12 protein-coding genes are annotated in these 12,482 nt (G+C 64.2%); 5 read left to right on the top strand and 7 right to left on the bottom strand.

The genetic code is table 11. The features are described from left to right. Positions 1–31 precede the first annotated feature (31 nt). Entirely contained in the window at positions 32–325 is a 294-nt protein-coding gene (locus AC5I5I_RS13460; RefSeq protein ID WP_495973763.1) for a PilZ domain-containing protein, read from the top strand. Positions 326–348: 23 nt separating this feature from the next. On the opposite strand, the gene holA is transcribed toward AC5I5I_RS13460, so the two are convergent. From holA to leuS, 3 genes are all read right to left on the bottom strand, one after another. Then, positions 349–1,377, bottom strand: coding sequence for a DNA polymerase III subunit delta (gene holA, locus AC5I5I_RS13455; RefSeq protein ID WP_495973761.1), 1,029 nt, complete (start codon positions 1,375–1,377; stop codon positions 349–351). 104 nt (positions 1,378–1,481) lie between these two features. Further along, the gene (gene lptE, locus AC5I5I_RS13450) at positions 1,482–2,081 is read right to left on the bottom strand and encodes an LPS assembly lipoprotein LptE (protein ID WP_495973759.1); all 600 of its coding nucleotides are present in this window, start codon (positions 2,079–2,081) and stop codon (positions 1,482–1,484) included. After that, complete coding sequence (gene leuS, locus AC5I5I_RS13445) at positions 2,068–4,701, bottom strand: leucine--tRNA ligase (protein ID WP_495973757.1); 2,634 nt, start codon at positions 4,699–4,701, stop codon at positions 2,068–2,070. The genes lptE and leuS overlap by 14 nt, the downstream gene beginning before the upstream one ends. A gap of 155 nt (positions 4,702–4,856) precedes the next feature. Between leuS and AC5I5I_RS13440 the strand changes: the two genes are divergently transcribed. Beyond that, a complete protein-coding gene (locus tag AC5I5I_RS13440; RefSeq protein ID WP_495758419.1) occupies positions 4,857–5,543 on the top strand; it encodes a YggS family pyridoxal phosphate-dependent enzyme in 687 nt (228 codons plus the stop codon). Between the two features lie 40 nt (positions 5,544–5,583). Here the strand turns inward: AC5I5I_RS13440 and AC5I5I_RS13435 are convergent, their stop codons facing one another. Next, the gene (locus AC5I5I_RS13435) at positions 5,584–7,389 is read right to left on the bottom strand and encodes an ATP-binding protein (protein ID WP_495973754.1); all 1,806 of its coding nucleotides are present in this window, start codon (positions 7,387–7,389) and stop codon (positions 5,584–5,586) included. 133 nt (positions 7,390–7,522) lie between these two features. Further along, the gene (locus tag AC5I5I_RS13430; RefSeq protein WP_495973752.1) at positions 7,523–8,053 is read right to left on the bottom strand and encodes a L,D-transpeptidase family protein; all 531 of its coding nucleotides are present in this window, start codon (positions 8,051–8,053) and stop codon (positions 7,523–7,525) included. Between the two features lie 121 nt (positions 8,054–8,174). Here AC5I5I_RS13430 and AC5I5I_RS13425 point away from each other — a divergent pair, with 121 nt between their 5' ends. Together AC5I5I_RS13425 and AC5I5I_RS13420 are read left to right on the top strand one after the other, a co-directional pair. Continuing rightward, the gene (locus AC5I5I_RS13425; RefSeq protein ID WP_495973750.1) at positions 8,175–8,861 is read left to right on the top strand and encodes a response regulator transcription factor; all 687 of its coding nucleotides are present in this window, start codon (positions 8,175–8,177) and stop codon (positions 8,859–8,861) included. 21 nt (positions 8,862–8,882) lie between these two features. Further along, positions 8,883–9,344 (top strand): Crp/Fnr family transcriptional regulator, encoded by a 462-nt coding sequence (locus AC5I5I_RS13420; RefSeq protein ID WP_495973748.1) that lies wholly within the window; start codon positions 8,883–8,885, stop codon positions 9,342–9,344. Here the strand turns inward: AC5I5I_RS13420 and AC5I5I_RS13415 are convergent, their stop codons facing one another. Further along, complete coding sequence (locus AC5I5I_RS13415; RefSeq protein WP_495973746.1) at positions 9,345–10,160, bottom strand: exodeoxyribonuclease III; 816 nt, start codon at positions 10,158–10,160, stop codon at positions 9,345–9,347. It lies immediately after the preceding gene. Between the two features lie 74 nt (positions 10,161–10,234). Here AC5I5I_RS13415 and AC5I5I_RS13410 point away from each other — a divergent pair, with 74 nt between their 5' ends. After that, a complete protein-coding gene (locus AC5I5I_RS13410) occupies positions 10,235–11,470 on the top strand; it encodes an NAD(P)/FAD-dependent oxidoreductase (protein ID WP_495973744.1) in 1,236 nt (411 codons plus the stop codon). Positions 11,471–11,602: 132 nt separating this feature from the next. Here the strand turns inward: AC5I5I_RS13410 and AC5I5I_RS13405 are convergent, their stop codons facing one another. After that, positions 11,603–12,397: an outer-membrane lipoprotein carrier protein LolA gene (locus AC5I5I_RS13405; RefSeq protein WP_495973742.1), complete on the bottom strand. Its 795-nt coding sequence runs from the start codon at positions 12,395–12,397 to the stop codon at positions 11,603–11,605. Between the last annotated feature and the right edge of the window lie 85 nt (positions 12,398–12,482).

Genomic DNA, 12,482 nt, shown 5'->3' with positions numbered 1-12,482 from the left:
CACGTGAACGGGTGGGAGCTCTGAGCGATCCATGACCGGCTACCGGAAAAGGGCGCTTCGACGGAAGCTGAAAATTCCTGTCGTGGTGCGACAGGAAAATGGCGAGCGGATCGTGAGCACACATACGCTCGACTTCTCGACCGGAGGAGCCAAGATCAAGCTCGATCTCTCCGTCGACCTGCCGGAGCGATTCCTGATCATCCTGTCCGAAAGCGGTGAAGTTCAGCGGCTGTGCAGCCTGATCTGGCGTTCGGCCGGCGAAGTCGGCGTGCGCTTCGTTCAACCGGAAACGCGCACAGCGCCCACCGCGCCGGGCGGATCATAAGCCGCAGCGGTCGATCGGCAGGGTCAGGCCTTTTTCCTGGCCGCGGTCGCGAGTGTCATCAAGGTGCGATGGGCGATTGTTTCCGCGAGATTCGATTGCAGCCGTGTCTGCAGCAGGGCATCGGCTAGCGCGCTCATCGCGTCCAGAAGCTTCGCCCCCGTCCACACCCGTAGTGCAGCTTCGATCGCGGGCTTTCGCTTGAAATGAATCGGCGGCCGCGCGCCTTCCACCGCGCCGGTGATCGACTGACCGTCGTCGATCGCAGCCCGCATCCGGTGCAGGTTCGACAGATGTCGCAACGCTGCCGAGACCATCGCTCCAGGCGCGGTGCCCTCGCCGCGCGCCTTGGCAAAATGGGTTTCGACCCCGGCCGGATTGCCGGCGAAGGCTGCATCGATGACGTTGTCCAGCGCGACCGCGGACGCATCCGCGACCACCTCCATCACGTCTTCGATGGCGATGCGATCCTTGCCATGCACGTAGAGCGCAAGCTTGCGCAGTTCGTTGCGCGTCGCCTGACGGTCGCCACCGAGAAACGGCAGCAGCGCCGCGCGCGCGTCCGGCGTGATGGTGAGTCCTGCGGTCTTGAGTTCGTCGTCGACGACCCTTGCGATGTCCTGCGCCTCGTCGGGATAGCAGGCGATGGCCGCTGCGTTCCTGGCCTTCTCGCAAAGCGAGCGCAATGGCGAGGTCTTGCGCAACTCACCGGCCTCGATGATGACGCGGCAATCCGGCGAGGGTGCGTTGATCACGGCTTCGACGGCGGACGCAATGTTGCGGCTGCCGGCCTTGACCCACAGCGCGCGGCGTCCGCCGAACATCGGAATGGTGTTGGCTTCCTCGACCAGCCGATAGGGATTGCCGGTCAACTCATCGCCGTCGATGCGGATCAGTGAGAACATGTCATCGACATTGTCCACCGAGACGCGGGCCAGCGCCTCGGCGCGTTCGTGGACCAGACCGGCATCCGGGCCGTAAATCAGGACGATCGGCCGGGCCGGATCGGGACGCGCGATGAAGGAATTCGCTTCGCTGGATTTCAGGGCAACCATGTCGAGTCGTCCCTGCGAAAGCGGGGACCCATAACCACCGCTCTGAAATATAGGTCCCGGCCTTCGCGGGGACGACCGAAAGATTTCCCGGCGATCGACGTCGCCTATCCGCCTGAGACGAAATAGGAGGCGAGCCGCGACTTGATCTGTTCGGCGATGATCGTCGAGGCCCGGTTCTGGGCGTCGCGTTCGCCGCGGGCGCGGGCGAAGCGCTGCTGCTGGCCGGGAATGTCATAGGACGCGCGCGAGAATGCGCGGCCGGTCAGGACCACCCTCTTGGTGCCAATCTCGATCAGGCTGTAGGTCGCGTCGATGCCGTAGATTTCCTGGTCGGCGCGCGCCGTCGTGATGTCCACGATCACGTTCTGGCGGTTGCCCTTCAGGTGGATCTTCAGCGTGTGGGTGGGCGGCAACTGGCCCGACCCGCCGGTCAGGCCGAAAATCAGGTCGTTGCGCACCTCGACCCCCAGCCGCGCTTCCGGGGTGCCGTTCGGCGCATCGATTTCCTCGACCTCCACGCTTGCCAGCGCGTTCCGGATCGGCGGCGGACCGCCGGCATCCAGGGAACCATTGCCGTAAAGAGGCTGGAAACAGCCGGCCGTCAGCGCGGCGGCCCCGAAGGCCAGCCCTAGCGCCAGAAACCGCCCGATCCCGTTGCGGGCCCCCTTGGGCGCTTGACCTCTATGTCCCTTAGGCGACGACATTCACAATCCTTTGCGGGACAACAATGACCTTTTTGGGGGCCTTGCCGTCCAGCGCCTTTATTACCGCATCCAGCGTTAATACGGCAGCCTCGATATCAGAATTTCCTGCGTCCCGTGGCACGGTTACATCAGCCCGCTTCTTGCCGTTGATCTGGACCGGGAGGGTGATGGTGTTTTCCACCAACAATTCCGGCTCCACCTCCGGCCAGGCCTGCATCGAAACCAGGGTTTTGTGGCCCATCGCGGCCCAGCATTCCTCGGCCAGATGCGGCATCATCGGCGCAAACAGCTGGACCAGGATGCCGGCGGCCTCGCGGATCGCCCAGGCGAAATCCGGCGTCAGGTCGGCCGGGGAGGCGATATCCCCGATGGCGGCCGAGAGCGCGTTCGAGAATTCGTAGATATGGGCGACGCAGCGGTTGAACCGCAGCTTCTCGATATCGTCCGAAACCTTGGCGAGCGCGCCATGGGCCGCCTTGCGGACCGCCATGGCGCGCTCGCCGAATGCCGCCGGCCGGTCCGCCGGCGCTTTCGCGGCGATCTCTGCCGCCTCGCCGATCAGACGCCACAGCCGCTGCACAAAGCGCCACGACCCCTGCACGCCTTCCTCGGTCCAGATCACGTCGCGCTCGGGCGGGGAATCCGACAGGACGAACCAGCGTGCGGTGTCGGCGCCGTAGGCGCCGATGATGTCGTCGGGGTCGACGGTGTTCTTCTTCGACTTCGACATCTTCTCGATCGAGCCGATCTCGATCGGCTCGCCGGTGGTCTTCAGCGTTGCGGTGCGCGCGTCACCCTGCGCCACGATCGCAACCTCGGACGGCATGACGTATTCGCCGTCCTGCTTGCGAAAGGTCTCGTGCACCACCATGCCCTGCGTGAACAGGCCGGCGAACGGCTCTTCGACGCCGGCATGCCCGGTCTTCTTCATCGCGCGGGTGAAGAAGCGGCTGTACAAGAGATGCAGGATCGCATGCTCAATGCCGCCGATATATTGATCGACCGGCAGCCAGCGATCGACATTGGCGCGGTCGGTCGGGGCGTCAGCGATCCACGGATCGGTGAAGCGCGCGAAGTACCAGGACGAGTCGACGAAGGTGTCCATGGTGTCGGTTTCGCGACGCGCCGGCTTGCCGCATGTCGGGCAAGCGACATTCTTCCAAGTCGGATGACGGTCCAGCGGATTGCCGGGACGGTCGAAGGTCACATCCTCCGGCAGCTTCACCGGCAGGTCGGACTTTGGCACCGGCACGACACCGCACGCATCGCAATGGATGATCGGGATCGGACAGCCCCAGTAGCGCTGACGCGAGATGCCCCAGTCGCGCAGGCGGAAATTCACCTGGCGATGTGCGATGGCTTTGCCGCCGCGCAATTCGCTTTCGAGCCGGCGCGCAACCCTTTCCTTTGCGTCCGCAATCGAGAGGCCATTCAGAAAATGCGAGTTGATCATCGTGCCGTCGCCGTCATAGGCGACGTCGGTGATGACGAAGGTCTTCGGATCCTGACCCGGCGGACACACCACGGGCACGTTGCCGAGTCCGTATTTGTTGACGAAATCGAGGTCGCGCTGGTCGTGCGCCGGGCAGCCGAAGATGGCGCCGGTGCCGTAATCCATCAGGATGAAGTTCGCGACATAGACCGGCAATTGCCATGTCGGATCGAGCGGATGGATCGCCTTGATGCCGGTGTCGAAGCCCATCTTCTCGGCGGTATCGATCTCGGCTTGCGAGGTGCCGCGGCGCTTGCACTCGTCGATGAAAGCGGCGAGCGCGGCATTCTTTGCCGCCGCCGCCTTCGCCAGCGGATGATCCGGCGCGATCGCCATGAACTTCGCGCCGAACAAGGTGTCAGGCCGCGTCGTGAACACGTCGAGTTCGCTTTCACCCGATGGTGTCGTTTTCGCATCGAGCGCGAAGCGAATGAACAGCCCTTCCGAGCGGCCGATCCAGTTGCGCTGCATGATGCGCACCTTCTCCGGCCAGCGGTCGAGCGTGTCGATCGCGTCGAGCAGGTCCTGCGCGTAATTGCTGATGGTGAAGAACCATTGCGTCAGCTCGCGCTGTTCGACCAGGGCGCCGCTTCTCCAGCCGCGGCCGTCGATCACCTGCTCGTTGGCGAGCACGGTGTTGTCGACCGGATCCCAGTTCACCTTCGACTGCTTGCGTTCGACCAGCCCCGCCGCGAGGAAGTCGAGGAACATCGCCTGCTGATGCTTGTAGTAGTCCGGATCGCAGGTCGCGATCTCGCGCGCCCAGTCCAGCGACAATCCCATCGACTGCAGCTGCGCCTTCATCTGCGCGATGTTCTGGTAGGTCCAGGCCTTGGGATGGACCTTGCGCTCCATCGCCGCGTTTTCCGCCGGCATGCCGAAGGCGTCCCATCCCATCGGGTGCAGTACCGAGAAGCCGCGCGCGCGCTTGTAGCGCGCCACCACGTCGCCCATCGTGTAATTGCGGACGTGGCCCATATGGATGCGCCCCGACGGATAGGGGAACATCTCCAGCACGTAGTATTTCGGGCGCGGATCGTCGTTCTTCGTGGCGAAGATGGCCTGATTGTCCCAGGTCTTCTGCCAGCGCGGCTCGGCGTCGCGGGCGTTGTAGCGCGAAGCGGTCATGAAAGGCCCAAAAAGCTCAGAAATCGTGCCGGACGTGCCATGAATCCGTCTTTGGGGTCAACGGCATGGCAGCCGGTCGCTGCGCGCGCCGGGCTTTCCCGCTTGCGACCGCAACCGGGCGCCGTTAGTGGACGCCTCCGGAGAGAACCGCGACCGTGAGTGAATCGCAATCCCAGCATATTGCCGCCTCCCTCGCGGCCGTGCAGGCCGAGATCGCCCGCGCCTGCCGCGAGGCGAAGCGGGACCCGGCCGCGGTGACCCTGATCGCGGTGTCGAAGACCTTCGGCGCCGATGCCATCGAAGCTGCGATTGCGGCCGGCCAGCGGGTGTTCGGCGAGAACCGGGTGCAGGAAACCAAGGCCAAATGGCCGGAGATCCGCGCGCGGCATGACGGACTGTCGCTGCACCTGATCGGACCGCTGCAATCCAACAAGGCGAAGGAAGCGGTGGCGCTGTTCGACGCCATCCATTCGGTCGACCGGCCGAGCATCTGCGAGGCGCTGGCGAAGGAAATCGGCAAGCAGGGGCGGGCACCGCAGCTTTTCGTCGAGATCAATACCGGCGCCGAGCCGCAGAAGGCCGGCATCCTGCCGGAAGAGGCGGACGGCTTCCTGCGCGATTGCCGGGACACGCATGGCCTGACGATTTCCGGGCTGATGTGCATTCCGCCCTTGGACGAGGCGCCGGCGCCGCATTTTGCGCTCACCGCCAAGATCGCGGCGCGTAATGGGCTCAAGCTGCTGTCGATGGGCATGAGTGCGGACTTCGCGACCGCAATCCAGTTCGGCGCCACCCATGTGCGGGTCGGAAGCGCGATCTTCGGTGGACGGCCGAAGCCCTGACGCGAACCAGGCCTGGCGCTCTTGCCGCCAATTCTTCGCGCTACCGCCGGAGTCTGGGAGCGCCCGCGAAATCCGGCGCCGCGCCAAGCGGCTGCTTGAGAATCCGCGAGCGTTGCGGATCGAGGCTATCGGCCGAGAAGGCCGGTTGCATCGATGGCGATTCTTCGTGCGTAAAGCCGGAGTCGTAACCCTCGTCGTCAGAGAGCCGCTGACTCATGGTCGCGCTGCGCCACCGATCGACCACCGACGCAATCAGATCGAGACCGGCATCGCCACGCCCGCGCGCGCCGTTTCCGACATCGCTGGACGGCCGCGCGGCTTCTGGAAGCCTGCTGAAGGTCATCTGCATCGGCAGCGCCACCGCCGAGCCAAACACGAAGGCTTCGCCGGTGCCAAGCGAGGGCACGAAGGTCAGCAGGCTCGACGCAGCGTCGGAAATCGCCGAGCGGATCAGCGCCTGATCGCGGTCGTTGGACAGACGCATCACGAACATGGTGTTGCACTGGGAGATGATGTTGGGATCGATTTCGTACGGGCGCTGTGTGACCAGTCCGAGATAGACCCCGTACTTGCGGCCCTCCTTGGCGATGCGCGACAACGCGCGCCGCGTCGGCCCAAACCCGGTTCTCGCTTCCGCCGAGGAGGCATACCGATGCGCCTCCTCGCAGATGAACAGAAGCGGCGCCACGCCATCGCTCCAGAGGCCGAAGTCGAACGCCATGCGGCACAGCACCGACACCACCGAATCGACCACTTCCGCCGGAAATCCGGCGAGCTGCATCACCGTCACCGGCTGACCGTTTGCCGGCAGACGAAACAGCGTCGAGATGATCTCCGCCATGGTGTCGCCGCCGACATTGGCGTTCTCGAACATGAAGGCGTAGCGCGGATTGTTGCGGAAGGTCTGGATCCGCTGCATCAGCCTGAAATGGTATGCGCGCGACGAGCGGTTTTCGAGCTTGCCCATACGCTCGTCGATCAGAGCGAGCAGATCTTCGAGCCGGTAGGGCGCCGGTGTGTCGGCGGTGAAGCCGGAGCTTTTCGGATCGCGCTTCTTGACCAGCGATCGGTCGGCGGCGTTGCGATATTGCAGGTAGGCGCCCTTGGCGATCGGGATCACCTCGGCCAGAATCTCGACCTCTTCGGGCACGCCGGGCCGTGCGCCGAAGAAGGCATCGACGGTTTCCTCGAAATTGAAAAGCCAGAACGGCAGGCGCAGATTGCGCGGGTTCAGGACCTGCGCCTTGTCGCCGAAGCAGCGTCCGTACTCGTTATGCGGATCGACCAGAAAGATGCGCATGTCCGGCCGCGCCTCGAGGATCTGCCGGAGAATGATGGCGACGCCGCTCGACTTGCCGACACCGGTTGTGCCGAGAATGGCGAAATGCTTGTTGAGCAATTCGTCGACATCGACCAGCGCTTCAATCGTCGGATCCTGGCGCAGCTTGCCGACATGCGCGGGATTGACCGTATTTCCGTAGATCAGCCGCAGCTCTTCGTTGCTCATCAGCAGCGCCGGTTCGCCGATGGCGGGATAATCGGTAATGCCGCGCGAGAAACTCGGGCGCCCGTCATGGTCTCGCATCTCTCCGAACAGATCGATCTGCGCGGTGCCCGCACCGCGAACGCTCGCCTGTTCGGAAATGTGGGTGACCATGCCGATGATCACGCCCTCGCCGCTGACGATGCCGATGAACTTGCCGACGGTGGTTCGCGCCGCATCGCGGCCGACCGTTCCGGCGAGCTGGATCGTGGCGTTCGATCCACTGACCGAAAGCACGCGGCCGATGATCTCGCGATCCTCGTCAATGGGCCCTGACTGGCCCGGTGCGTCGATGGCAGGCATGTACAACCGCTGGTAAGAACCCCGTCATCGGCATCCTGCGCGAGCAGCGTCGTCAACCCGTTAACAAATGGGAACTCGTCGGATTCTCCGTTGCCGTTCTGCTAATCGGTCGCGGCAAAGCGGGGTTGCGCCTTTAAGAGATATGAATCCAGGTCCGCGGCGAGAGCCGCTCCAGCAACCGCAGCAGGTCGTTGCGGCGGAGCGCGACGCAGCCGGCGGTCGGCGCGAAACCCGCGCGGGCGACATGGATAAAGACGGCGCTGCCGCGTCCGGCGATGCGGGGCCGGTCGTTATGATCGATCTCGACGATCAGGTCGTAAAGGCCATCGTCCCGCATCAGCCGGTCCCCCGGCTCCCCGGCGCGTCGGCGGACCGGCCGGTTGTAACGGCGGTCAGACGGATCCTCGCTCCAGGCGTCGGACGGACCGATCGGTCGGACGGGCAGGCCGGTCCGCGGCCGGGTGATTCGGTCGGCCCGCCACCACAGCCGTTTCAGGCGGAACCGGCCCCGGGGTGTTCCGCCATCCCCCTCGCGCTTGTTGGCAAGAATTCCCCCGCGACCCAGCGCAACCGGGAAAAATAGGCCGCCGGCCCTCAAAATGCCTCGCGTTTTGCTTCCAGATCGGCTCTGGACATGGATATGGACAAGGGTCCGGGGCGGCATGGTAAACAGGGCGTGGCTCGATTGCGGATACCAAATACGCAAGTCCCGCTTGCTCCTGCAATCTCCAATGCCCTATTTCGCCATAAATCGGTAATCTCTGGGCCCTTGGGGGGCCACTTATATGTCGAATGCCAGAAAACTGCTGATTGTCGACGACGACGCCGAGCTGCGCGACACCCTGGTCGAGCAGCTTGCGCTGCACGAGGAATTCGAAGCGCAGTCGCAGGACAGCGCCGCCAAGGGCATCCAGGCGGCCAAGGATGGCCAGATCGACCTGATTATCATGGACGTCGGCCTGCCCGACATGGACGGCCGCGAAGCGGTCCGGGTCCTGCGCAAGAGCGGCTTCAAGGCGCCGATCATCATGCTGACCGGGCATGACACCGATTCCGACACCATCCTGGGACTGGAATCCGGCGCGAACGATTACGTCACCAAGCCATTCCGCTTCGCCGTGCTGCTGGCGCGCATCCGCGCGCAATTGCGCCAGCACGAGGCCAGCGAGGACGCCGTCTTCACCATCGGGCCGTACAGCTTCCGTCCCAGCTCGAAATTGCTGACCGGCGACAAGGGCAACAAGGTGCGGCTGACCGAGAAGGAGACCGCGATCCTGCGCTATCTGTATCGGGCCGGCCAGCGCTCGGTGTCGCGCGAGACGCTGCTGCAGGAGGTCTGGGGCTACAATTCCGGCGTGACCACGCACACGCTCGAAACGCACGTCTATCGTCTTCGCCAGAAGGTCGAGAAGGATGCCGCGAATCCCGCGATTCTTGTCACCGATGCGGGCGGCTACAAGCTTGTGCCCTAGGCGGCAATCAGGCCGCCGCAGGTGAGCATCGACGATGATATCGCCGTGCTGGAGCAGGTCCCGATGCTCCGGGCGCTTGGCCGTGCGGCGCTGCGGCTGATCGCGCTCGGCGCCGAGACCCGCGAAATCCAGCCCGACGATATCCTGTTCCGGCCGGGCGAGCGCGTCGACTGCGCCTATGTGGTGCAGGACGGCCGCTTCCGGCTCAGCAGCAATCCGGCTCAGCCCGGAAAAGTCATCGATGTCGGTCCGGGTACGATGCTCGGCGAATTCGCGCTGATCTCCGACAATGCGACACCACTCTGTGCCACGGCGCAGGACAACTGCACCGTGATCCGCATTTCGCGCAGCATGTTTCGCAAGATCCTTGAGGACGATGCGAACGCCGCCTTGCGGCTGCGCGATTACGTTGCGCATCGCGCGCGCCAGTCGATCTCCGAAGTACTGGATATCCGCTACAGTCTCGATCCCGGCGAGAAGTAGCTAGTCCTCGACCGTTGCCGTCACCGGCACATGGTCGGACGGTTGCGCCCAGCCGCGCGCTTCCTTGGCGATGCGGATCTCCGAGACCCGATCCATCATCCCGGGCGACACCCACATGTGATCCAGCCTGCGGCCCTTGTCCGCGGCCTTCCAGTCCGGTGAACGATAGCTCCACCACGTGTAGAGCTTCTCCGGCTCCGGCACCAATTCGCGCATCGCATCGACCCAACCGCCGGCTTGTTGCGCGGCGTTGAGCTTCTCGGTCTCGATCGGCGTATGCGACACCACGTTGAGAAGCTGTTTGTGGCTCCAGACATCGTGCTCGCGCGGCGCGACATTGAGATCGCCGACCAGGATTGCGCGCGCATGGCCGTTAACATGCACCTCGCTGCAATCGCGCATCTCGTCGAGAAACGACAGCTTGTGCTTGAACTTCGGATTCAGCTCGGGATCGGGAATATCGCCGCCGGCCGGCACATAAAGATTATGCACGACGATGGGATTTTTCAGGCCTGCGCGTTCGCCAAGCGTGACCGAGACATGGCGCGAATCGTTGACGCCGCAGAAGCCGCGCTTGCTGGTTTCATCGAAGGGCAGGCGCGAGAGCACCACCACGCCGTGATAACCCTTCTGTCCGTTCATCGCGACATGCTCGTAACCGAGCCGCTTGAATCGCTTGAGCGGAAACTTGTCGTCCGGGCATTTCGTTTCCTGCAGGCACAGGACATCCGGCCGCGCCGCCTTGATGAATTTTGCCACCAGATCGATGCGGAAGCGCACCGAATTGACATTCCAGGTCGTGATCTTCAACGTCATGCGGTCTTAATAAGCTCGGTGTTGCCGGATTTCCAGCAACGGGACGGGCGTTCTCCTGGATGATGGACTGGCGGATGGATAAGCCGCGACCCCGCGTCATCATTGTCGGCGGCGGCTTTGCCGGGCTGGAATGCGCCCGCGCGCTGGCCCGGGCGCCTGTGGATATCGTGCTGATCGACCGGCAGAACCACCATTGTTTTCAGCCGCTGCTCTATCAGGTCGCGACCGCCGCCCTGTCGCCGGCCGATATCGCCTGGCCGATCCGTGGCATCCTGAGCCGGCAGGGCAATCTGCGCGTCGTGATGGCAAAGGTCACGGCGGTCGATACTGCAGCGAAGATCGTGCAGGCCGACGCGCTGGCGCTGCCTTACGATTATCTGGTGCTCGCCTCCGGCGTCACCCATGCCTATTTCGGCCATGACGAATGGGCGGAAGCGGCCCCCGGCCTGAAGACCATCGAAGACGCACGGCATATCCGCGGCCGCTTTCTGCGGGCGTTCGAACAGGCGGAAACGGCGGCCGACGATGCGGCGCGCCGCAAGCTGCTCACTTTCGTCGTGGTCGGCGGCGGCCCGACCGGTGTCGAGATGGCCGGTGCGATGGCGGAGGTCGCCCATGAAACGCTGACGGAGGATTTCCGCCGCATCGATCCGCGCATGTCGCGCATCCTGCTGATCGAGGCGGGACCGCGCATCCTGCCGGCGCTCCCCGACAATCTGTCAGCCTATGCCAAAGGCGTGCTGGAGCGGATGGGCGTCGAGGTCATGGCCGATACCCGCGTGACCGATTGCTCGCGCGATGGCGTGACGCTGGGTGACGGTCGCCGCATCGATGCGTCGACCATTGTCTGGGCTGCCGGCGTGGTGGCTTCGCCCGCGGCGCAATGGATCGGCGCGGCACATGATCGCGCCGGCCGCATCGTCGTCAACGCCGATCTGTCGGTGCCGGATCATCCGAATGTGTTCGTGACCGGCGATCTCGCGTCAGTACCGAATGTGCCGGGCATCGCGCCGGCCGCGAAACAGATGGGCGGATATGTCGGGCGGCTGATCGCTGCGCGCGTCGAAGGCCGCGATTTGCCGGCGCCCTTCCGTTACAAGCATGCCGGCGATCTGGCTGCGATCGGCCGGCGCGCGGCGGTGGTGAAGATCGGCCGCTTCGAACTCACCGGCTTTCTCGCCTGGTGGTTCTGGGGCATCGCGCACATCTATTTTCTGATCGGCTTGCGCAACCGTTTCGTGGTCGCGATCAACTGGCTGTGGAGCTGGCTCACCTTCCGGCGCGGCGCGCGACTGATTTCGGCGCGGTAGGAATGAATGATCTTTCCCCGGCATACTGAGGTGCGAGCATAGCGAGCCTCGAAGGATGTACGGCCGTCGCCCTTCGAGGCCGTTACTGCGTAACGGCACCTCAGGGTGACGGTTCGAAGACTGGCGCGAAAATTACTGCAGCATGCGCTCGTAATTGATCTTGAACAGCGCCGGATCTGGCTTCTTGGTCATGTCGAGATCGTAGATCGCGACGGTGGTGTCGAAGCCTTGCGGATCGGTGACTGTCCATTGCTTCAGCGTCAGGTCCTTGGCGTCGAACATCAGCATCAGCTTGTGCTTGCCGCCGAGCGTCTGCCGCTCCTCGATCACCACGGTGGCAAAGATATCGTCGGAATAGACGCCGACCACGTTGGTGTCGCGCAGGAGATCGACCTTGTCGGCGAGCAGGAAACGCAGCGGCGTCTGGCCGAGCGGATAGAGATCCTGTGTCGCCAGCCTGCGGTCGCGGACAACCAGCGAGGTGCCGTCGGCAATCAGCTGAACCGGGCTCGGATCGTCATATTCGAAACGCAGCTTGCCGGGCTTCTGCAGGAAAATGTCACCGGTGGTCTTGCGTCCGTCCGGCCCGACCTGGACGAATCGTCCGACCACCTGCCGCATGCCCGAGAGATAGTTGGAGATCCGGTCCACCAGCGCGCGCTGGCTGCCGTCGAAAGCGGTGGCTTCGCCAGGCTTGCCGGCGGGCGCGTTCGGCCGCACCGGGGAGGGGGCCGGAGCGATCATGCCGGGCGGGGTGGGTCGCGCCTGCGCGACAATCAGCGGCTCCACATTGATGGTGCCGGATTTGGCAAGCGGCGCCGGCCGCGGCAGCGGAACCGATTGCGCCGATGCACCGGATAGGCCGGCCAGCCCCGATATCAGGCCTGCCGTCACGAGAGCGCATAGGCTGGTCAGCGTCCGCGTCATACTTCACTCCATTGCACCGGACTTTTAATCCGCGCGTGTGGCGACTTGGCGGCCGGTTTCGAGTTAATCGGCGTCAGGCCGAATC

Source organism: Pseudorhodoplanes sp., assembly GCF_059499825.1.
This window is presented reverse-complemented; position numbering and strand designations above follow the sequence as displayed.